Below are 22,003 nucleotides of genomic sequence, written 5' to 3'. Positions count from 1 at the left end.
GGCCTCGGGTCTGTTATTTGTCGCGCAATTCCCGCCGCAGGATTTTTCCAACCGGTGTTTTCGGCAACTCGGCGCGGAATTCAACGACCTTGGGTTGCTTGTAGCCGGTGAGATTTTCTTTGCAGTAGGCCCGCACCTGCGCTTCGGTCAAGCCGGGGTCTTTTTTGACAATCACCAGCTTGACGGCCTCGCCGGTCTTGGCGTCTGGCACACCCACGCAGGCACACTCCATCACCCCTTTGAGTTGGGAAACCACGTCCTCCAACTCGGTCGGAAAGACATTGAAGCCGCTGACCAGAATCATGTCTTTCTTGCGGTCCACAATTCTGAAGAAGCCACGCTCATCCATCACGCCAATGTCACCGGACTTGAAATAACCATCGGCTGTCATGACGTTGGCGGTTTCATCCGGGCGCTGCCAGTAGCCGGCCATCACCTGCGGGCCCTTGATGGCAATCTCGCCGGATTGACCGATCGGCACGTCGTTGCCCGCGTCGTCCAGCAGCTTCAGATAGGTGCTTGAAATTGGCACGCCAATGGTGCCCGAGTACTCGGTGACGGTGACCGGGTTGGAGGTGGCAACAGGCGAGGTCTCGCTCAGGCCGTAGCCCTCGGCAATGGCACAGCCGGTTTTCTCGAACCAGAGTTTGGCCACCGCACTCTGTACCGCCGTGCCGCCGCCTACGGACGCCACCAGACCGCGCCAATCCACTTTGTTGAAATTGGGATGATTGGCCAGGCCGTTGAACAAGGTATTGACCGCCGGGAACACATGGATTTTGTGTTTGGCCAGTTCAGCCAGCGTGGCCACCATGTCGCGCGGATTCGGAATCAGGATCAGTTTGCCGCCCAGCCGCATCGACAGCATCATGCCCACCGTGAACGCAAAGATGTGATACAGCGGCAAGGCGCAGACCGATGTGATCTGCTCGTTGGCGGGGATCTTCTTCAGCGCCGGTTCATTCCAGACCTCCACCTGCAACAAGTTGGCCACCAGGTTTCGGTGCAACAGCACGGCGCCCTTGGAGACGCCGGTGGTGCCCCCGGTGTATTGCAACACCGCCACATCGTCGGACTTGATTGTTACTTTTTTGAATGTGGCCGCGCTGCCCTTGGCAATGGCGGCATTGAAGCGCACGGCGCCAGGCAGCGAGAACGCAGGCACCAGTTTTTTCTTGTTGCGCACCACATAGTTGACCAGGGCGCCTTTGAGGAGGCCCAACTGGTCACCCATCGCGCACAACACCACGTGCTTGACCGGTGTCGCGGCAATACATTTTTCCAGAACCGACGCAAAATTTTCCAGGATGACAATGGCCTTGGCGCCCGAGTCCTTGAGTTGGTGCTCCAACTCACGCGCGGTATACAGCGGATTCACATTCACCAGGACATAGCCTGCGCGAAAAATGCCAGCCACCGCCACCGGATACTGCAGCACATTGGGCATCATCACCGCCACGCGGTCGCCTTTGACCAGTCCCAGACCCTGCAGGTAAATCGCAAACGCCAGACTGAGGCTATCGACTTCTTTGTAACTCTGCGCCTTGCCCATGAAACTGTAGGCCGTGCGATCGGCGTACTTCTTGAAGCTCTCCTCCATCATTTTCACAATCGACGGGTACTTGCCCGGATCAATGTCAGCGGGCACGCCTTCAGGGTAGCTGTTAAGCCAAATACGGTCGGTCATTGTGATGTTTCCTCAAGGTTGACAAAGCGTTGATTTTCGCGTGAACACCCATGTTGACATGAGGGTGTTTCCCCTAATCAACAAAGGAAAAAGTGGGCTCAACTGACAGCGCTGAGCCCACCTTGATCGCCTGGAAAAAGAGCTGGCGCCTCAACCTAATGAGGACAGAACTTGTTCGCTGCGCCTAACTTCGGCTTATGCCGAAATGTTTCAGGATTTCAGTGCGATCAGCACTTCATCGAGCATCTTCTTGGCGTCGCCAAAGAGCATGCGGTTGTTCTCTTTGTAGAACAGCGGGTTGTCCACGCCGGCGTAGCCGGAGGCCATGCTGCGCTTCATCACGATCGAGGTCTTGGCTTTCCAGACTTCGAGCACCGGCATGCCGGCAATCGGGCTGGTCGGGTCGTCCTGGGCGCCGGGGTTCACGATGTCGTTGGCACCGATCACCATGACCACGTCGGTCTTGGGAAAGTCGTCGTTGAGTTCATCCATTTCGAACACAATGTCATAAGGCACCTTGGCTTCAGCCAGCAACACGTTCATGTGGCCTGGCATGCGCCCGGCCACCGGATGAATACCAAAACGCACATTGACGCCCTTTTCACGCAGGTGCTTGGTAATCTCATAGACCGTGTGCTGGGCCTGCGCCACCGCCATGCCGTAGCCGGGAACAATGACGACGCTCTTGGCTTCGCGCAGCAGTTCAGCCGTTTCCACGCTGCTGATCGGCGTCACTTCACCGGCCGGTTGGGCTGCATCACCGGCAGGTTTCGGGGTCGCACTGGTGGTGCCAAAGCCGCCGGCAATCACGCTGATGAAACTCCGGGCCATCGCCTTGCACATGATGTAGGACAGGATCGCCCCGCTGGAGCCCACCAGGGCACCAATGACGATAAGCAGGTCGTTGGACAGCATGAAGCCGGTCGCCGCTGCGGCCCAACCCGAGTAGCTGTTGAGCATGGACACCACCACCGGCATGTCGGCGCCGCCGATGGCCATCACCATGTGGATACCAAACAGCAAGGCAATCACCGTCATCACGATCAGCGGCAGCATGCCGTCAGCAATCGTATGGGCGTTAACGAACTCGCGGCCAAAGTAGATCACGATCAGCAGACCTGCCAGGTTCAGCCAATGGCGGCCCGGCAACAGCAGTGGGTTGCCACCGATGCGTCCGGAGAGCTTTCCAAAGGCAACGATCGAACCGGAGAACGTGATGGCACCGATCAGGATACCAATGTAGATTTCGATCTTGTGGATCGATTCTTCAGCCGAAGACAAGGGAATGCTTTGGCCGTCCAGCAGTTTGAAGGACGCCGTCGGGTCAATGAAGGTGGCGATCCCGACCAGCATCGCGGCTAGGCCAACCATGCTGTGCATCAGTGCCACCAGTTCGGGCATCTGCGTCATTTGCACGGTGCGTGCGGCGTACAGGCCGATGGCGGCGCCGATCAGCATGGCGCCGATGATCCACGGAATACCGGCGGCGGTGACCTGCGGACCAAACACCGTCGCCAGCACGGCGATCGTCATGCCGACCATGCCGTAGAGGTTGCCGCGCAAGGCGGTTTGCTGGTTGGACAAGCCCCCCAGGCTCAAGATGAAAAGAATTGTGGCTCCAATATAGGAGACCGTTGCCAAACTTGCAGACATGAGTCGTCTCCCTTATTTACGGAACATGGCCAGCATGCGCTGGGTGACGGCAAAGCCGCCGAACATATTGATCGCCGTGAGCACGATCGCCGCTGCAGCCACCCAGCTGATCAAGTCATTGGGTCGATCGGCTGCGCCAACCCACGGTGAGACCTGCACCAGCGCGCCAATCGCGATGATGCTGCTGATGGCGTTGGTCACGCTCATCAGGGGCGTGTGCAAGGCGGGCTTGACGTTCCAGACCACCATGTAGCCCACAAAACAAGCCAGGATGAACACCGTGAAGTGCGACAGAAACGCCGCCGGTGCGCTCGCGCCGATGAGCCAGAACACGGCTGCCGCCACACCAAACATGATCGCCATGCTGGTGCCCGAAGCCGGTTCGCTGCTCTGACCGTGCCCACCCTTGGGCTTGGCCACCACGGCTGCCGGTTTGGCAACCACGGCGGCGGGCGCTGCTACCTTGGGCGCCGGTGCCGGCCAGGTGATGCTGCCGTCTTTGGTGACGGTCAGGCCGCGGATGGCCTCGTCTTCCATGTTGACATTGATGACGCCGTCTTTGGTCTTGCACAACTCCTCGGAGAGGCGAAACAAGTTGGAGGCATACAGCGTGGACGACTGCTTGGCCAGGCGCGAGACCAGGTCGGTGTAGCCGACGATGGTCACGCCGTGCTTCACGACCGCCTGGCCGGGCTCGGTCAACTCGCAGTTGCCGCCCTGCTCGGCCGCCATGTCGACGATCACGCTGCCGGGTTTCATGCTCCTGACCATCTCGGCGGTGATGAGCTTGGGCGCTGGCCTGCCAGGGATCAGCGCGGTGGTGATGATGATGTCGACGTCTTTTGCCTGCTTGGCGTACATCTCACGCTGGGCTTGCTGGAAGCCCTCGCTCATGACCTTGGCGTAGCCGCCCCCGCCTGAACCCTCTTCGACAAAATCGACCTTGACGAATTCACCACCCAGCGACACGACCTGGTCGGCCACTTCAGCACGGGTGTCATTGGCACGAACGATGGCGCCCAGGCTGGCTGCGGTGCCAATGGCGGCCAGTCCGGCAACGCCAGCACCTGCAATAAAGACTTTGGCTGGCGGCACCTTTCCTGCAGCCGTGATCTGACCGCTGAAGAAGCGGCCAAAAGCGTTGGCGGCCTCAATGACGGCGCGGTAGCCGGCGACACCGGCTTGGGAGGTCAACGCGTCCATCTTCTGGGCGCGGCTCAGCGTGCGCGGCAGCGCGTCGATGGCCAGCACCGTCACCTTTTTGGCGGCGAGCTGCTGCATCAATTCGGGGTTTTGCGCCGGCCAGATGAAACTGACCAAGGCCTGGCCTTCATGCATCAGCGCGACTTCGTCCGTGGTCGGGCCACGCACCTTGAACACAATATCGGATGCTGCCCAGAGTGCGGCGGCCCCAATGATGACTTCTGCGCCGGCGGCGCGGTAGACCTCGTCGCTGAAGTTGGCCGCATCGCCTGCGCCGGACTCAACGGCGACCTTGAACCCGAGTTTGATCAGTTTTTCAACCGCCTCAGGCACCGTGGCCACGCGTTTTTCACCGGGAAAGACTTCGCGTGGTACGCCAATTCGTTGCGGTGATTTGGGGGTAACGGCCGCCGGGGTGATTCCCGGTACCGCCTGGTTAGGTACGCCAGTTTGCATAAAGCGACTCCTCAATTGGATTTTTCAACTACGTTTTCGGCGCCTGTCCGGCGGCACGAACCGCGGCAAACGCTGCGCCCAAGAGCTTAACTTAGTTTGCCCCCGTTACCGCCCGAGCAAACCATGACTTGAATCAATGACTTCGCAATTTCCGGGTCGGCCTTTGAGGCGTGCGGCAGAATCCGGGCATGACTACTCGCTGGAAACCCAACGTCACCGTCGCCGCCATCATTGAACGCGACGGGCGTTTCTTGTTGGTCGAAGAAGAGACCTTTGATGGCCTGCGGCTGAACAATCCGGCCGGCCACCTGGACTGCGGTGAAACCCCTGAGCAGGCGTGCCGCCGTGAAACGCTGGAAGAAACCAGCTACGTTTTTTCCCCCACGGCGCTGGTGGGGGTCTACCTGTCGCGCCAGCGCCAGCAACAGGCCAACCTGGAAGAAATCACTTACATGCGCTTTGCCTTTTGCGGCCAGCTCGGCGCACCCGACCCGACGCGCAAGCTGGACCACGGCATTGTGCGCACGCTCTGGATGACACTGGAAGACATCCGGGCCAGCAAGGCGCGTCTTCGCAGCCCGATGGTGCTGTGCTGCATCGAAGACTATCTGGCCGGCAAACGCTACCCTTTGGGCCTGGTCGTGGCCGACGCCAGCATCGCCAGCTGAGATTCCCCGCAGGCAGCGCTCCTTGCCGGCGGGCAGGGATAATCTCACCCCTATGAACAAGCGACACAGTGGGCAACGCGTGGTGGTGGGATTGAGCGGAGGCGTCGACTCGGCCGTGACCGCCTGGCTGCTTAAACAGCAGGGCTACGAGGTCGTTGGCATCTTCATGAAGAATTGGGAGGATGACGATGACAGCGACTACTGCTCCTCCAACATCGACTTTGTCGATGCCGCCGCCGTGGCGGATGTGATCGGCATCGAGATTGAACACGTCAACTTTGCTGCCGAATACAAAGACCGGGTGTTTGCCGAGTTCGTGCGCGAATACCAGGCCGGGCGCACGCCCAATCCGGACATCCTGTGCAATGCCGAGATCAAGTTCAAGGCGTTTCTGGCGCACGCGCTGCGCTTGGGGGCACAAAAGATCGCCACCGGCCACTACGCGCGTGTCCGTTGCCTGGCCGCGGATGGTGGCGTGCTCGAAGCGGCGCAGACCCAGGCCGGCGATGGTCGCTTCGAGTTGCTCAAGGGCCTGGACCCATCGAAAGACCAGAGCTATTTTCTACACCGGCTGAACCAGGCGCAATTGTCGAAAACACTGTTCCCGGTGGGCGAACTGCTCAAAACCGAGGTACGTCGCATTGCGCTGGAGATTGGCCTGCCGAACGCCCAAAAGAAAGACTCCACTGGCATCTGTTTCATTGGCGAGCGACCGTTCCGTGATTTTCTGAACCGCTACATTGCCAAGGAACCCGGCCCGATCAAGAACGAGGCAGGCCGCACCATCGGCCAGCATGTGGGCTTGAGCTTTTACACCCTGGGTCAGCGCCAGGGCTTGGGCATTGGCGGCCTCAAAGCCAAAGGCGCACAGCGCGGCGGCGGCGAGCACGCACCCTGGTTTGTGGCGCGTAAAGATATGGAAAGCAACACGCTGTGGGTGGTGCAAGGGCATGAGCACCCGTGGCTGCAATCGTTCCAATTGACGGCACAGGATGCCAGCTGGGTGGCGGGCGCGGCCCCACCCCCGGGGCCCTTCAGCGCGAAGACCCGTTACCGCCAAGCCGACGCCTCTTGTACCTTGGCCGCCGGTGCGCGCGAGGGTTTCAGCCTGACCTTTCCCCAGCCCCAATGGGCCGTGACACCGGGGCAGTCGGCGGTGCTGTATGACGGCGACGTGTGCCTGGGCGGCGGCGTCATTGTCGCCTGACTCAGGACTCCATCCACTATACTAATAATAGCGTATTAAGCAGAAGGTACGCGGGCTAGAGCCTGATTTGGCTTAAAAATCGATCAACCCATGCGCGCCAGCAGGGATTCCATGTCTTTGAGCATGCTTTCCATCCCGGCCTTCTGGGATTCATCGGGCTGCAAGCAACTGCCCAACTCCTGCTCCATAAAGCACATGGTCATGCGCAAATAAGTGCTGTCAAGCGCCTTGCGCACGGCCGAAAACTGCTGACCGATCTTGAGGCAACTCTCGCCCTCTTCGATCATGCGCTGCACACCGCGAATTTGGCCTTCAGCCCGACGCAGACGGTTGATCACCTCGGTGCGGGCATCGGCGTCGATCAGAACAGTCATGGCTGGTCCCTTGAGTTACGAAAAAAATGAGGGCCGGCAGGGTTTCCCCAATCTCAGTTGGCACAGCCAATTTTTGACTCGGGCACGCCCAGCTTCTTGAGGATGATGCCCAGTGGGCAAAAATTGGTGAATCCGGACTGAAACAGGTTGAGGCCAACAAAGGCAGTAAAGGCCAGCGCCCATTTGCTGACGAACAAGGGACTGCCCTCGACGCCCAGCGCCAATGAAATCATGATGAACAAACCTGCAAAAACAACGATGTAACGCTGAACTGTCATGGTGAAACTCCTGAAGTTAAAAAGAAATAAAAAGAACTAACGCGTCAAACTACTTATTGACCCGCACGATGCCCAAAAGTTTAAGAATGTATTTTTCATAGATCGGCTCCGAGCTGCCTTTTTTGATCTTGCGCATGAAGTATTTCTCGTACGCGATCTTTGCCAGGTGCACCCATTTGCCCATCTTGAACCAGTTCACATTGCGCGGCGGGATCTGCGGCAAGGCAACAAAAGCGGCCCCGGTGTCGCCCATGTCGGCCAGACAAATGGCGTTCCAGGTGCCCTTGGCAGTGACAGGCTTGCCCGCCAGTTCGTCGGCAATGTTGTGCACGATGGCTGTCACCATGCTCTCGATCATGTAGCCGGTTTTCGGCGTGCCGGTCGGCACCGGGGTGACCTCCACCGGCGGAATCGCCACGCAGACTCCAGCCGAGAAAATATTGCGGTAAGCCTTGCTGCGCTGGAACTCGTCGATCAGCACAAAACCGCGCGGGTTGCACAGGTTCGGCACCGCCGCCACCGCATCCACGCCCTTGAAGGCGGGCAGCATCATGGACAGCTTGAAGGGAACCTCATGCTCTTTATAGACCGCCCCCAGGTCGTCGAGTTGCGTAACAAACATCTTGCCGTCTTCCACCCGCGTGGTCTTGGCATTGGTGATCCATTTCATGTCGCGTCCGCGCAGCTGCGACTCGAGCATCGACTTGCTGTCACCGACCCCGCCCAGACCCAGGTGACCGATGTACGGCTCACTGGTGACAAAGGTGATGGGCACCTTGTTGCGCAGTTTGCGTTTGCGCAGGTCGGTGTCCAAGATGAAGGCAAATTCATAGGCCGGGCCAAAGCAGCTAGCGCCCGGCATGGCGCCAATCACCACCGGGCCCGGGTTCTCCAGGAAGGTCTGGTAGTCGGCAAAGAACTCCTGCGCATGATCGACGCTGCACACCGAGTGGGTGAAGCCACCGCCACCTGATTTGAGAGGACCGGCGCCCGGCACCTCGCTGAAGGACAGCTTGGGGCCCGTCATGATCACCAGATAGTCATAGTCCAGCGTGTCGCCACCAAGCAGCGTCAGCCGGTTCGCCAACGGGTCGATCTGGGTCACCGCCTTGGCGATAAAACCAATGCCCTTGCGTTGCAGGTACGGTGCAATCGGCAGCGTGATGTCCTCGCGCTGGCGCCAGCCCACGGCAAGCCACGGGTTGCTGGGCACAAACTGAAAATAGTCGGTCGCGTTGACGACGGTGACGCGATGCTCTTTGGCGAGCATTTCGCGCATTTCGTACGCCGCTGGCATGCCGCCAATGCCGGCACCCATGATGACGATATGAGCCATGGTTTGTCTCCTGCTGATATAGGTTGAATTAAGTTACACAGGGTTCACGAGAGAAGAATTCGCGTCTGCGCGCGATTCCATACGCTTGCGGTACAAGGCGTAATAGAGGACGGGTATCACCACCAGTGTGAGCAAGGTGGACACCAGAATGCCAAAGATCAGGGACACGGCCAGGCCGTTGAATATCGGATCGTCCAGAATAAAGAAGGCGCCGATCATGGCGGCCAGGCCGGTCAGCGCAATCGGCTGCGCCCGCACCGCGGCCGAATTCACCACCGCAGCCTTGAACGCCATGCCGTGCTCGACCTGCAACTCGATAAAGTCGACCAGCAAAATGGAGTTGCGCACAATGATGCCGGCCAGCGCGATCATGCCGATCATCGACGTGGCGGTGAACTGCGCCCCGAGCAGCGCGTGGCCCGGCATCACACCGATGATGGTGAGCGGAATCGGCGCCATGATCACCAAAGGCGTCAGGTAGCTGCGAAATTGCGCCACCACCAGCAGATAGATCAGGATGAGTCCGACACCATAGGCGGCGCCCATGTCACGGAAGGTCTCGTAGGTGATCTGCGATTCACCGTCCCACTTCAACGCGTACTGGCGGTACGGGTCTTGCGGCTGGTTGATCCAGTATTCACCCAGCTCGCCCATGCCCGGCAAGGCGGCATCGGCCAACTTGCTGCGAATGGCAAACAGGCCGTACAAGGGCGAGTCGAGCTTGCCGGCCATGTCGCCGAACACATAGCTCACGCCCTTGAGGTCCTTGGTGAACAAGGACTTGTCAATCACGCCGCGCTCAACCTGCACCAGTTCGCTTAAAGGCACCATCTGGCCGTTGGCGGCGCGCAGCGGCATCGCCAGCAGGGCATCGAGCCCGACCTGGGATTCGAGCGGCAATTGCAGGCGCACCGGCACCGGGTATTTGCTCTGACCGTCGTGCAGGTAGGCCGCGTCGACCCCGGACAAGGCCATGGCAGCGGTTTGCGCAATAACCGCTACCGGGATGCCCAATGACTCGGCGCGCTGGCGCCGCACGCGCAGGTAGGCACGCGGCGCGTTTTCCTTGAGTGAGGTGTCGACGCCCACAATATCGGGCGTGGCGGCAAAGGCTTGCGCCAAGCGAGCGGCCAGTTGCTGGCGTCCGGCTTCATCCGGGCCATAGACCTCGGCCACCAAGGGTGACATCACCGGCGGACCCGGCGGCACCTCCACCACTTTGATGCGGGCGTTGTGCTTGATGCCAATTTTCTCCAAATCGACGCGCAGACGCTGTGCAATCACGTGGCTCTGTTCGCTGCGATGCTTCTTGTCCACCAGGTTCACTTGCACGTCGCCCTGATCGGCATCCGAGCGGAAATAGTATTGGCGCACCAGCCCGTTGAAAGTGATCGGCGAGGCGGTACCGGCATAGGCCTGCAGGTTCAGCACTTCCGGCTGTTGCGCCAGGAAGGCGCCCAGTTCATGCAGGGTGGCCGCAGTGTCCTCCAACGGAGTGCCCGCCGGCATTTCCACCACCACCTGAAACTCGCTCTTGTTGTCAAACGGCAGCATTTTCATGACCACCGCTTCCACCAGGGTCAGTCCGACCGAGAGCAATAAGGCCACCAGAATGCCAGCCAGCAGCAACCAACGTTTGCGACCGCTCTCAAGGAACGGACCCAGCACCCCGCTGAACAGCTTCTGCAGCTTGGGGCCCAGCCCCTTGGTCTGGGCGTCGCCATGCTCCGCGCCAGCGTGCGGATGCGGCTTCATCAATTTGAGCGCCAGCCAGGGCGTCACGGTGAACGCAATGGCCAGCGAAATCGCCATGCCCAGACTCGAATTGATCGGGATCGGGCTCATGTAGGGCCCCATCAGCCCCGACACAAACGCCATCGGCAGCAAGGCGGCAATCACCGTCAGCGTGGCCAGAATGGTGGGGCCGCCGACCTCATCGACCGCGCGCGGAATGATGTCCTTGAGCGAGGCATCGGGCGAGAGCTGCTGGTGCCGGTGAATGTTCTCCACCACCACAATGGCATCGTCCACCAAAATACCGATCGAAAAGATCAGGGCGAACAGCGAGACGCGGTTGAGCGTGAAGCCCCAGGCCCAGGAGGCAAACAGGGTCGCTGTCAAAGTCAGGATCACGGCCGCGCCAACAATCACCGCTTCACGCCGCCCCAAGGCAAAGCCGACCAGCAAGATCACCGAGCCGGTCGCAAATGCCAGCTTCTGCATCAGCTTGTTGGCCTTCTCGGCGGCGGTTTCACCATAGTCGCGCGTGATGCTGGTTTCGATGTTGGACGGGATCACCGTGTTGCGCAGGGACTCAATGCGGTCCCGCACCGCGCGGGACACATCCACCGCGTTTTGACCCGGTTTTTTGGTCACGCTGAGCGTCACCGCTGGGTAGACACTGCCCGCTTGCAGCGCGGCAGCCGTGGGCTCACCGTTTGCCGCGGACGGTTTGGCCTCAGCTGTCGCGGTGGTCCCAGCGCCCGGCGTAAACCAGACATAGCGCTTTGGCAGTTGGGCGCCGGTTTCAATGCGGGCCACCTCGCGCAAATAGACCGGCAGCCCTTTGCTCACGCCCACCACCAGGTCACCCACATCCTGCTCGGACCGCAAGAACTCGCCGGTCTCGACGGTGAGCATCTGCACCGATTTGCCGGTGGTATCGAGCACCGCACCGGACGTTATCCCGAAATTGGAGGCGCCGAGCGATGCTTTGAGCGCGAGCAGGTCAACACCGCGCTCGCGCAGGCGCACCGGGTCCAGCCACACCTGCACGGCACGGCCTGGGCCGCCGATGGTCTGCACCTCGCGCGTGCCGGGGACACTTTTGATTTCGGCCTCGACCGCATGCGCCACCCGTTCCAGCTCAAAGGCTGACAAGGTGTCGCGGCTCCACAGGGTTACACCCAGCACCGGCACATCGTCAATGCCTTTGGGCTTGACAATCGGCGCCATCGCACCCAGGTCGCGCGGCAGCCAGTCCTGGTTGGCGTTGAGCACGTCATACAAACGCACCAGCGCCTCTGTGCGCGGCACCCCCACCTTGAACTGCACGGTGAGTATCGCCAGACCGGGGCGCGCCACCGAATAGGTGTGCTCAATGTCGGCAATCTGGCTCAGCAACTGCTCCGCCGGGCGTGCCACCAGGTTCTGCACATCGGCACTGCTGGCCCCCGGAAAGGGAATCAGCACGTTGGCCATCGTCACATTGATCTGCGGCTCTTCCTCGCGCGGCGTCACCAGCACCGCAAACAAGCCCAGCAACAGCGCAACCAGCGCCAGCAAAGGCGTGAGGGCGTTGGACTGAAAGGCCGCCGCAATGCGCCCGGACACGCCTAAGGGTTTGGGGGTCATGGACATGTCACTTGGCTCCCGCTGCGGGTGCCACGGCCTGCGCCCCGGCCAAGCCGGCCTTGACCGGCTCCAGCGCGACGCGGTCACCGGCACTCAATCCCGCCACCACCTCGACCCCGTCGGACCCATGATCGGCCCCGAGGCGCACCGCCTTGAGAACAAAGCCCGTGCCGGACACGACATAGACCGCCGTCAACTCACCGCGCCGGAGCACGGCGCTGCCTGGGACCAGCATGCGTTCGGATTTTCCCCCGGCGAAACGCACCCGTACCTGCTGACCCGGTAGCAAGGTCTTGGCCGCCTCGGCCGACAATTCCAGACGCCATTCAATCGTTTGGGAGACCGGGTCGGCCGTCGGCACGGTGCTGATGGACACCGGGCGCTGCCATTGGCCGGCGCCGGCACCGTCCTGCACAAGCAGTTCAACCGCACCGGCGGTATGCGCGGCAGCCGAGCGCGACACCGGCACCTGCACCACCACCCGCATCGGCAGCGGCGCGTACAGCGTCAGCAGGGGTTTGCCCGGCACCGCCAGGTCGCCCGCTTCAGCGTGCGTCTGCAGCACCCAACCGTCAAACGGTGCCGTCACGCGGGTAAAACCCTGCGCCAAGGCGGATTGGCGGGCGCCAGCGCCAGCTTGGTCACGCCCGGCCAGGGCACCCTTGAGTTGCGCGTCCGCCGTATCGAGTGCGGCAGCACTGACAAAACCCTTGGCGCGCAGATCGCGCGTGCGCTCAAAGTTGGTCTGGGCGTTGTGCAAGCTCGCTTGCGCCTGCGCCAGCTGGGCCTGGCTGCTCTGCACGCCGGTTTGGGCCTCGCGGTCGTCCACCGTGGCCAGCACCTGCCCGGCGCGCACTTTGTCACCGGCCTTGACCAGCAAGCTTGCAATCCGACCGCTCGCTTGCGCCGAAATGGTGCTCTGCTTGACCGGCTGCACGACGCCATCGAGTTGAAAGCCGGTACCGACCGACTTCACCTGCGCTGGCGCGACCGGCACTTGAATCCCGCCCTGCGCGGCGGCGACCGACATCAGCAACACAGTGCACCACGGCAACAGGCGGCGGGCACGGCGCGTCAAACGAACAGCAGAGGGCGATAAAAGCAAGCTCATGGAGTGACCTCAAAAATATACTGGACGGAGTATATCAACATACCCCCCACAGTACAAGGCGAGTCTAAAAATCCCGCGAAAGAAGCCCACCCAACCCAAAGGCTGCGCGGGCGTGGCCGCGACGCAACCAGCTGCAATCAGGTAGTCAGGCTGGGGTCTGGCGTTGGCGCCGCCGGCAGCTCCTGCCAGAGGACCGCGCCGCGGTAGGCATGCCAGCTGGCATGCCCGAGCAGGGGGCCCACCACGATCAGGCCCAGGGCCCAGGGCAGCAGCGCCAACATGACCAGCAGCGTGATCAGCACGCCCCACAGCAGCAACACGCCCGGATTGGCAAAGACCACGCGCATGCTGTGAATGGCCGCCGTGATGGCATCGGTGTCGCGGTCCAGGATCATCGGGATGGACACCACGGCGGTGGAAAAAACCAGCGCGGCAAATACCCCACCCACCGCCAGGTAGACCGCGACAAACTCCCAGTTGGCGGGGTTGAACACGGCCTCCATCACCCCGGTATTGGATGGCATGCCGGTATTGAAGAACACGGCAAACACCACCAGCGAGGCGCGACCCCAGAGCAGCTCCAACACGATGAGCACCAGCACCAGCATGCTCATGCTTCGAATGTGGGCGGCCCAGCAGGTGAGCGAGGTTCTGAAATCGGGCCGGAGCCCGCTCTCGCGGCGCCGGCTGACTTCGTACAAGCCCATGGCCAGGAATGGCCCCAGCAACAGGCAGCCGGAAACCAGCGACAGGGTGTATTCGGGCCTGGCCCTGAACACGGCCGCCAGGGCACTGGCCATCAGCCAGAAACAAACACCATAAAAGAGGCCGATGCCCGGTTGCGCCAGCAGATCGCGCCAGCCGGCGGCCAGCCAGCGAAAGGGATCGCGCGGCCCCAGCGCCACCATCAGCGCTTGCGGACCCACGGGCGGCGGCGGCACGTAGGGTTGGTTCATGACCGCAGGCGCCTCAACACGCTATTTAGAAAGGGATGTCATCGTCCATGTCATCAAAGCCACTCGAGGGCTTGGCCTGTGCTTGGGCGGGGGCCGCACGAGCAGCCTGAGCCGGCGCTGTCGGACGCGATGCCGGTGCGGGACGGGAATAGCCGCCACTGGCGCCTTCATCGTCGTCGGACGGGCCGCCCATGCCTTCACGACCACCGAGCATCTGCATTTCGTTGGCGATGATGTCGGTGGCGTATTTTTCGATGCCATCCTTGTCGGTGTACTTGCGCGTCTTGATGCGGCCTTCGACGTAGACGGAGCGGCCTTTTTTCAGGTACTGGCCCACGATCTCGGCCAGTTTGCCGAAGAAGGTGACGCGGTGCCACTCGGTCTCCTCGACCATCTCGCCGGTCTTGCCTTTGTACTTGCTGCTGGTCGCAATGGTGATGTTGGCCACCGGATCGCCACTGGGCAGGTAACGGACTTCAGGGTCGCGCCCCAGGTTGCCCACGAGAATGACTTTGTTAACGGATGCCATGGTTGTTCCTTAATTGACGTAGCTGCGGTCTATCCCACAGGATTTCAGGCTTCATTATCCAGCCTTTGGCGCGAGCCCTGGTGCGTTCACGGCCAGCGCTGCCATCGGCCAGGCCACCAGCAACCATAGCCCCATGAGCCCGGCGCAGACCGCGAACAAGCCTGATGCGCCAACGTGCTTGACCAGCCAGCCGCCCATCACGCCGCCGGCAAACAGGCCCAGCGACTGCAAGGTGTTGTAGACCCCCATGGCGGCGCCGCGCGCATGCGCCGGGGCCAGCCGCGACACCATGCTCGGCTGGCTCGCCTCCAGCACATTGAAGCCGTAGAAAAAAACAAACAACAGCGCCACCATCAGCCCGACGCTGGGCGTGGTCGTGGCCAACAACAGCAAGCCCAGCTGCACGACAGCCGTCAGCCCAATTGAGACCAGAAACACCGCCCGCAGGTAACCGTGTTTTTCCAGCTGGAACAGCGACCCGCCCATGACAACAAACGAGCCCAGCACCGCGGGCAAGTACACCCACCAGTGATGGTCGCGCGCCAAGCCGGCCTGCACCAGCATGGCGGGAACGGCCATCCACATGGCCAGTTGCACCGCATGCAGCACAAACACGCCAAAATTCAGCCGCAGCAAGGCGGGCAGGCGCAACACCTCCAGCAAACCGCCGCGCGGCATATTTTTATGCTCATGGGGCTCGGCCGGTACCCACCAGATCACCACCGCGACACCCAGCAGCGCCAGTACGCCGGTCAGGGCAAACAGCCCGTTCAGCCCGACGACAGCCACCAGCATCGGCGCCGCCACCAATGACAGCGCAAACATCAGCCCGATGCTGATGCCCACCAGCGCCATCGATTTGGTGCGCACCTCGTCACGCGTCTGATCGGCCAGCAGCGCGGTCACCGCCGCAGACACGGCACCCGCGCCCTGCAGCGCCCGCCCAATCGCCAGCCAAGTCAGGCTGGGCGCCCAGGCAGCGACAAAGCTGCCGATGGCAAACAGCAGCAGGCCGAAAATGATGACCCGTTTGCGCCCCATCCGGTCGGAGGCCATGCCATAAAGGAATTGCAGCAGGGCCTGCGTCAGGCCATAAATCCCCATGGTCAGGCCGATCAGGGCCAGATCGTCGCCACCGGGGTATTTGGCGGCCTCAATCGCGAACACCGGCAAGATCAGAAACAGCCCCAGCATGCGCAGGGCGAAGATGCTGGCCAGCGAAAAACTGGCGCGCAACTCGGTCGGCGTCATCGCAAAGGCGGCAACAGCGCCTTTTCCCGCCACTACGGTATTCATCTTGGACAAAACAGGACTCCCCAACGCACCATGCCAAAAGTGGCTGCCGACAAAATCGCGTCATTGTCCCCGATCTGTGCCAGCGGCCTGTATTTCCAGGCAGGTATGACCGAGGCGTGCTGCTGCAGGCGCGGGACCCGGTGGAAGCGGGCCAGCGGTTACATTGGGGCGACTCAACCACGAGCATCCCATGAACCCCATCAACCTTCACCAAATCGCCGTCCTGGCCATGCGCACCCGGGGCCTGCTGCCCGCCTTTGCGCCGCAGGCCCTGCAGGAGGCCGAGGCCGCGCGCCAGGCCAGCCCAGAACGCGACAGCGCCATCCTCGACTTGCGCCACCTGACTTGGTTCTCCATCGACAACGACGACACGCGCGACCTGGACCAACTGAGCGTGGCCGAAGCGCTGCCCGATGGCGCCACGCGCCTGCGCGTGGCGGTGGCCGATGTCGACACCAAGGTAGCGCCCGGCGGCGCGGTGGATGGGCATGCGGCCTTCAACACAACCTCGGTCTACACGGCAGCCGGAGTGTTCCCGATGCTGCCGGAGGTGCTGTCCACCGACCTCACCTCACTGCATGAAGGCCAGGAGCGCCTGACGGTGGTGGTCGAGATGCAGGTGGAGGCAGACGGCACCGTGTCGGCGTCCAGCGTCTACCGGGCGACCGTGCGCAACCGCGCCAAGCTCACCTACGACAGTGTGTCGGCGTGGCTGGATGGCGAGGCGCCACCGCCGCCGCAATTGGCCAGCGTGGACGGGCTCGAAGATCAGCTTCGCCTGCACGACGCCTTGGCCGGCCAGTTGCGGCAATGGCGCCAGACGCGTGGCGCGCTCAATGTGAACACGGTGTCCGCACGCCCGGTATTTGAGGACGGGCAGCTGGTGGACCTGCGCCCCGACGAGAAGAACCGCGCCAAGGACCTGATCGCCGACCTGATGATCGCGGCCAACGGCGCGACGGCGCGGTATCTGGCGGACAAGGGCCTTGCGTCGCTGCGCCGCTACTTGCAGACGCCGCGCCGCTGGGACCGCATCGCCCTGCTGGCGGCCAGCCACGACGTGCAGCTGCCAGAAACGCCTGATCCGCTGGCGCTTGACCGTTTCCTGAGCGCGCGCCGCCTGGCCGACCCGGCCGGCTTTGCCGATCTGTCCCTGGCAGTGGTGAAGCTGCTGGGCTCGGGCGAGTACGCGGCCGCACCCGCTGCAGCGGCCGGTGCGGCCGCGGCGACCGGATTGGGGCATTTCGGGCTCGCGGTCAACGATTACGCGCATTCCACCGCGCCCAACCGGCGCTTTCCCGACCTGGTGACCCAGCGCCTGCTCAAAGCCGCCATTGCGGGCGAGGCGTCGCCCTATTCGGCCGAACAACTCACCGAAATCGCCCAGCACTGCACGCTGCAGGAAGACAACGCCAGCAAGGTCGAGCGGCAGGTGCTGAAAGCCGCAGGCGCCTGGCTGTTGCACGGGCGCATTGGCGAGGTTTTTGAGGCCATCGTCACCGGCGCTGCCGCCAAGGGCACTTTTGTGCGCATCCACAGCCCCATGCTCGAAGGCCGGGTGGTGCGCGGTTTTGAAGGGCTGGACGTGGGCGATACGGCGCGCGTCAGGTTGCTGGCGGTGGATGCGGAGAAGAGTTTTATTGACTTCGAACGTGCCTGACATGTTGAAACGCCTGCCCCGGCTTGGTCGCGGCGATCTTGCGGATGGCCGCCGGCACGGCGCACGCCACGTCAGGGGTGCGATTCAAGGTGATGTGGCCCCCTGAAGAAATCAAGGCCGCCCGTCAAACCCGGCTTTGCGTATAAAACCGGCCCGACGACTGGGCCATGCGCATGCGGTTTTGGGGCGAAAACACACGCGAAATTGAAGCTGGGGTATGCAAGCGCTTGTAGGCGCGCGCCTTTCACCCCAAAGCCCGGTCGCATAGCCCAATCACCGTGCCTAGCGTTGTGAGGGTCAGAAATTTTGAGTCAACGGCCCAGATCCATTCCCGTCACACCCACCGCAGGCAACTTTTGAATTCCCCCTGCCAGCGTACCCAACCGCGGGCAAAATCAGCCGGGTGACGCGCTTTGCGGAGGTCAAGGAGGAGCCCGCGCAGCGGGCGGGGGACACGTAGCAAAGCGTATCGCCCGGCTGATTCACCCACCACCGTGATGTCTGCCCCAATCCAATAGACGCACCTGAGTGCTTCCGAAAAGAACCTTCATCTGAAGCCCACTCACTTTGAATCGCACGCCCACGTCAAGGCAAAAGTGCCGAGCCAAGCCGCTTTGACTATCATGGCAGGTTTCCCCGACCAGATTTCACCTTGAACTTAACCCACGACGCCACCGCCCCCGCACACCAGCCGCAGGGCCAGCACCTGGGCCGGGCCTTGCAGCTGCAGAACATCAGCATCCGGGGCGCGCGCACGCACAACCTCAAGAACATCGACCTGGATATCCCGCGCAACCAGCTGGTGGTGATCACAGGCCTGTCTGGTTCGGGCAAGTCGAGCCTGGCCTTTGACACGCTGTACGCCGAGGGCCAGCGCCGCTATGTCGAGAGCCTGTCCACCTACGCGCGTCAGTTTTTGCAGCTCATGGACAAGCCCGATGTGGACCTGATCGAGGGCCTCTCGCCCGCGATCTCGATCGAGCAGAAGGCCACGAGCCACAACCCGCGCTCCACGGTCGGCACCGTGACCGAGATTCATGACTACCTGCGGCTGCTGTTTGCGCGCGCCGGCACGCCGTTTTGCCCGGTGCACGATCTGCCGCTGCAGTCCCAGACCGTGAGCCAAATGGTGGACGCCGTGCTGGCGCTGCCGGTTGATACCCGGCTGATGATCCTGGCGCCGCTCGCGCGCGAAAAAAAGGGCGAGTTCCTGGACGTGTTTGCCGACATGCAGGCGCAGGGTTATGTGCGCTTTCGGGTTGACGGTGCGGCATTTGACTCCGAGGACCTGCCGACGCTCAAGAAGACCGAGAAGCACGACATCGACGTGGTGATAGACCGCATCAAGGTGCGCCACGCCCCGGCGCCGCTGACATCATTGGCAAGCGCCGCGCCGGGCAGCGAAACCGACACCGGCAGCCCTAGCAGCACCCGCACAGACACCGGTGCTGACTCAGCCAGCATGGCGGCCGCGCAGGCCGCGCGCCAAGAGGCGCAAACCGACTTTGAGCATCTGCGCCAGCGCCTGGCCGAGAGCTTTGAGGCCGCCCTGCGCCTGGCCGGCGGGCGCGCGATTGCTGTAGAAATAGATAGCAATACAGCCAATAAAGACGGGGGCCAGAGGCCAGTTGAGCATATATTTAATGCAAAGTTTGCCTGCCCGGTGTGCAACTACTCGATTGCCGAGCTCGAGCCCCGGCTGTTTTCCTTCAACTCGCCGGTCGGCGCCTGCCCGGCCTGCGACGGCCTGGGGGCGAATGATTTCTTTGACCCGGCGCGCGTGGTGGCTTTCCCCACGCTGAGCCTGGCCAGTGGCGCGATCAAGGGCTGGGACCGGCGCAATGCCTATTACTTTGCCATGCTGGAGAGCTTGGCGGCGCACTACCAGTTTGACATTGACCAGGGCTTTGAATCGCTGCCGGCCACGGTGCAACACGCCGTGCTGTTCGGCTCCGGCAACGAGGACATCAAGTTCATTTACATCATGGACTCCGGCTCATCAGCGGGCAAGAAGGTGAGCAAGAAGCACCCGTTCGAAGGCATCATCCCCAATATGCAGCGGCGCTACGGCGAAACCGATTCCGCCGTGGTGCGTGAAGACTTGGCGCGCTACCGCAGCACCCAGCCCTGTCCGGAATGCAGCGGATCGCGGCTCCGGCTGGAGGCGCGCCACGTCAAGATTGGCGAAGGCGCGCAGGCGCGCGCTATTTTTGAGCTCAGCCACCTCACCCTGCGCGACAGTTTTGAGTATTTCAACGCGCTGCAAATGCACGGCGCCAAGGGCGAGATCGCCAGCAAAGTCGTGCGCGAGATCGGCCTGCGCTTGAAGTTTCTCAATGACGTCGGGCTCAATTACCTCAGCCTGGACCGCAGCGCCGAGACGCTATCGGGCGGTGAGTCGCAGCGCATTCGCCTGGCCAGCCAGATCGGCTCGGGATTGACCGGCGTCATGTACGTACTGGACGAGCCCAGCATTGGCTTGCACCAGCGTGACAACGACCGCCTGATCGGCACCCTGAAACACCTGCGCGACATCGGCAACAGCGTGCTGGTGGTCGAGCACGACGAAGACATGATGCGCGCGGCGGACCACATCATCGACATGGGCCCAGGCGCGGGCCTGCACGGCGGGCGCGTGATGGCGCAGGGCACTTTCGAGCAGGTCAAGGCCACGCCCAATTCGCTCACCGGCCAGTACCTGGCGCACACGCTGCAGATTGCAGTGCCTTCCAGGCGCACGCGCTGGCTGCCCACCGTACCGGCGGCGCATTCGCCCGACAAATACAAGTCTGCGCACCATGCGCCGAGCCCGGCCGCCGTGCGCCGCGCCGAGCGCGAGGCGATGCACCGGGCCACGCAAGGCCAGCTGCAGTCGCTGCGGGTGATTGGCGCCAGCGGCCACAACCTGCAGGGTGTCGATGTTGAGTTCCCGGTTGGCCTGCTCACCTGCGTCACCGGTGTGTCGGGCTCGGGCAAGTCCACGCTGGTCAACGACACGCTCTACGCGGCGGTGGCGCGCACGCTGTACCGCGCGCACGAGGAGCCGGCCGCGCATGTGGCAATCGAGGGCATTGAACACTTTGACAAGGTGATCAATGTCGACCAGTCCCCGATCGGGCGCACACCGCGCTCAAACCCGGCCACCTACACTGGGCTGTTCACGCCGATCCGCGAGTTGATGGCCGAGGTCCCGATGGCGCGCGAACGCGGCTACGGCCCCGGGCGCTTCAGCTTCAACGTGAGCCAGTCCAGCGGCGGCGGGCGCTGCGAGGCCTGCCAGGGCGACGGCATGGTGAAGGTCGAGATGCACTTCTTGCCCGACGTGTACGTGCCCTGCGACGTCTGCTTGGGTGCGCGCTACAACCGCGAGACGCTGGAGGTGCTGTACAAGGGCAAGAACATCGCGCAAATTCTGGACCTCACGGTCGAAGCGGCACATGAATACTTCAAAGCGGTACCCAACATTGCGCGCAAGCTGCACACGCTCTTGGACGTGGGCCTGTCTTACATCCGGCTGGGGCAATCGGCCACCACGCTGTCAGGCGGCGAGGCGCAGCGCGTCAAGCTGGCACTCGAACTCTCCAAACGTGACACCGGGCGCACGCTCTACATCCTGGACGAACCCACCACCGGCCTGCACTTTGCCGACATCGACCTGCTGCTCAAGGTCTTGCATCAGTTGCGCGATGCCGGCAACACCATCGTGGTGATCGAGCACAACCTGGACGTCATCAAGACCGCCGACTGGCTCATTGACATGGGACCCGAAGGCGGCGCCGGTGGCGGGCAGGTAGTGGGCATCGGCACACCCGAAGACCTGGCGGCCAACCCGGCGAGCTACACCGGGCGTTATTTGAAGCGACTGCTGTGAGACCTTGAACCCGCGTGTGCTTGAGTCTTTCAAGGGTCTAGCCCACGTGCATCATAGGCTTGTTGCTATATTTTTTCACTCAATTGCGTTGATTGATGGGTTTGGTTAGTTGGTCATTGGTCATTTGGTGGCGTTCTTGTTTTTCAGGCCTTGTATTCCCCCCCTCACCCCAACCCTCTCCACCCCCGCCGGGGCGGAAAGGGAGCTAACAGCCACATTTGGCCGCGTGTTTGAAGGTGGGAAAAAGGTGCGCATGGGCACGCTGCCATCAAACTAGTACATCAACACGAAAAATTCGAAACATAATGTGATCCGAGCTTGCGATCTGCATCTTGTCGAGTGAAGTTCCATTCGATTGTTCGAT

Annotated in this window: 15 protein-coding genes; 4 read left to right on the top strand and 11 right to left on the bottom strand. The window is 62.1% G+C overall.

Translation table 11 applies throughout. The features are described from left to right. Positions 1-13: 13 nt before the first annotated feature. The 3 genes from GZ093_RS11505 to GZ093_RS11495 all read right to left on the bottom strand — a co-directional run bounded on the left by GZ093_RS11505 (position 14) and on the right by GZ093_RS11495 (position 4,999). Complete coding sequence (locus GZ093_RS11505) at positions 14-1,687, bottom strand: long-chain-fatty-acid--CoA ligase (protein ID WP_296486015.1); 1,674 nt, start codon at positions 1,685-1,687, stop codon at positions 14-16. 210 nt (positions 1,688-1,897) lie between these two features. Then, positions 1,898-3,340: a Re/Si-specific NAD(P)(+) transhydrogenase subunit beta gene (pntB, locus tag GZ093_RS11500; protein ID WP_296486014.1), complete on the bottom strand. Its 1,443-nt coding sequence runs from the start codon at positions 3,338-3,340 to the stop codon at positions 1,898-1,900. A gap of 12 nt (positions 3,341-3,352) precedes the next feature. After that, the gene (locus GZ093_RS11495; protein ID WP_296486013.1) at positions 3,353-4,999 is read right to left on the bottom strand and encodes a Re/Si-specific NAD(P)(+) transhydrogenase subunit alpha; all 1,647 of its coding nucleotides are present in this window, start codon (positions 4,997-4,999) and stop codon (positions 3,353-3,355) included. Positions 5,000-5,187: 188 nt separating this feature from the next. Between GZ093_RS11495 and GZ093_RS11490 the strand changes: the two genes are divergently transcribed. Together GZ093_RS11490 and mnmA are read left to right on the top strand one after the other, a co-directional pair. Continuing rightward, positions 5,188-5,667 (top strand): NUDIX hydrolase, encoded by a 480-nt coding sequence (locus tag GZ093_RS11490; RefSeq protein ID WP_296486011.1) that lies wholly within the window; start codon positions 5,188-5,190, stop codon positions 5,665-5,667. A gap of 52 nt (positions 5,668-5,719) precedes the next feature. Further along, on the top strand, positions 5,720-6,874 hold the full coding sequence (gene mnmA, locus GZ093_RS11485; protein ID WP_296486010.1) for a tRNA 2-thiouridine(34) synthase MnmA: 1,155 nt from the start codon (positions 5,720-5,722) through the stop codon (positions 6,872-6,874). A gap of 83 nt (positions 6,875-6,957) precedes the next feature. On the opposite strand, the gene GZ093_RS11480 is transcribed toward mnmA, so the two are convergent. From GZ093_RS11480 to GZ093_RS11445, 8 genes are all read right to left on the bottom strand, one after another. Further along, a complete protein-coding gene (locus GZ093_RS11480) occupies positions 6,958-7,248 on the bottom strand; it encodes a metal-sensing transcriptional repressor (protein ID WP_296486009.1) in 291 nt (96 codons plus the stop codon). A 53-nt stretch (positions 7,249-7,301) separates the two neighbouring features. After that, positions 7,302-7,526: a DUF2892 domain-containing protein gene (locus GZ093_RS11475; RefSeq protein WP_296486008.1), complete on the bottom strand. Its 225-nt coding sequence runs from the start codon at positions 7,524-7,526 to the stop codon at positions 7,302-7,304. A 49-nt stretch (positions 7,527-7,575) separates the two neighbouring features. Continuing rightward, entirely contained in the window at positions 7,576-8,862 is a 1,287-nt protein-coding gene (locus GZ093_RS11470) for an FAD-dependent oxidoreductase (protein ID WP_296486007.1), read from the bottom strand. A gap of 33 nt (positions 8,863-8,895) precedes the next feature. Beyond that, the gene (locus GZ093_RS11465; protein ID WP_296486005.1) at positions 8,896-12,222 is read right to left on the bottom strand and encodes an efflux RND transporter permease subunit; all 3,327 of its coding nucleotides are present in this window, start codon (positions 12,220-12,222) and stop codon (positions 8,896-8,898) included. Position 12,223: 1 nt separating this feature from the next. Next, on the bottom strand, positions 12,224-13,327 hold the full coding sequence (locus tag GZ093_RS11460; RefSeq protein WP_296486004.1) for an efflux RND transporter periplasmic adaptor subunit: 1,104 nt from the start codon (positions 13,325-13,327) through the stop codon (positions 12,224-12,226). A 137-nt stretch (positions 13,328-13,464) separates the two neighbouring features. Further along, positions 13,465-14,283 carry a DUF2189 domain-containing protein gene (locus GZ093_RS11455; RefSeq protein ID WP_296486003.1) on the bottom strand — a complete coding sequence of 273 codons (819 nt, stop codon included), beginning with the start codon at positions 14,281-14,283 and terminating at the stop codon, positions 13,465-13,467. A 25-nt stretch (positions 14,284-14,308) separates the two neighbouring features. Continuing rightward, positions 14,309-14,812 carry a single-stranded DNA-binding protein gene (gene ssb, locus GZ093_RS11450; protein WP_296486002.1) on the bottom strand — a complete coding sequence of 168 codons (504 nt, stop codon included), beginning with the start codon at positions 14,810-14,812 and terminating at the stop codon, positions 14,309-14,311. Positions 14,813-14,866: 54 nt separating this feature from the next. After that, positions 14,867-16,063, bottom strand: coding sequence for an MFS transporter (locus tag GZ093_RS11445; protein WP_296486025.1), 1,197 nt, complete (start codon positions 16,061-16,063; stop codon positions 14,867-14,869). 235 nt (positions 16,064-16,298) lie between these two features. Here GZ093_RS11445 and GZ093_RS11440 point away from each other — a divergent pair, with 235 nt between their 5' ends. Next, a complete protein-coding gene (locus tag GZ093_RS11440; protein WP_296486001.1) occupies positions 16,299-17,768 on the top strand; it encodes an RNB domain-containing ribonuclease in 1,470 nt (489 codons plus the stop codon). Between the two features lie 706 nt (positions 17,769-18,474). After that, positions 18,475-21,639, top strand: a complete 3,165-nt coding sequence (locus GZ093_RS11435) for an excinuclease ABC subunit UvrA (protein WP_296486024.1) — start codon at positions 18,475-18,477, stop codon at positions 21,637-21,639. The last annotated feature ends 364 nt before the right edge of the window (positions 21,640-22,003 follow it).

The sequence above is a fragment of the Rhodoferax sp. genome (assembly GCF_010365055.1).
In the GTDB taxonomy this organism is placed as follows: domain Bacteria; phylum Pseudomonadota; class Gammaproteobacteria; order Burkholderiales; family Burkholderiaceae_C; genus Rhodoferax.
This window is presented reverse-complemented; position numbering and strand designations above follow the sequence as displayed.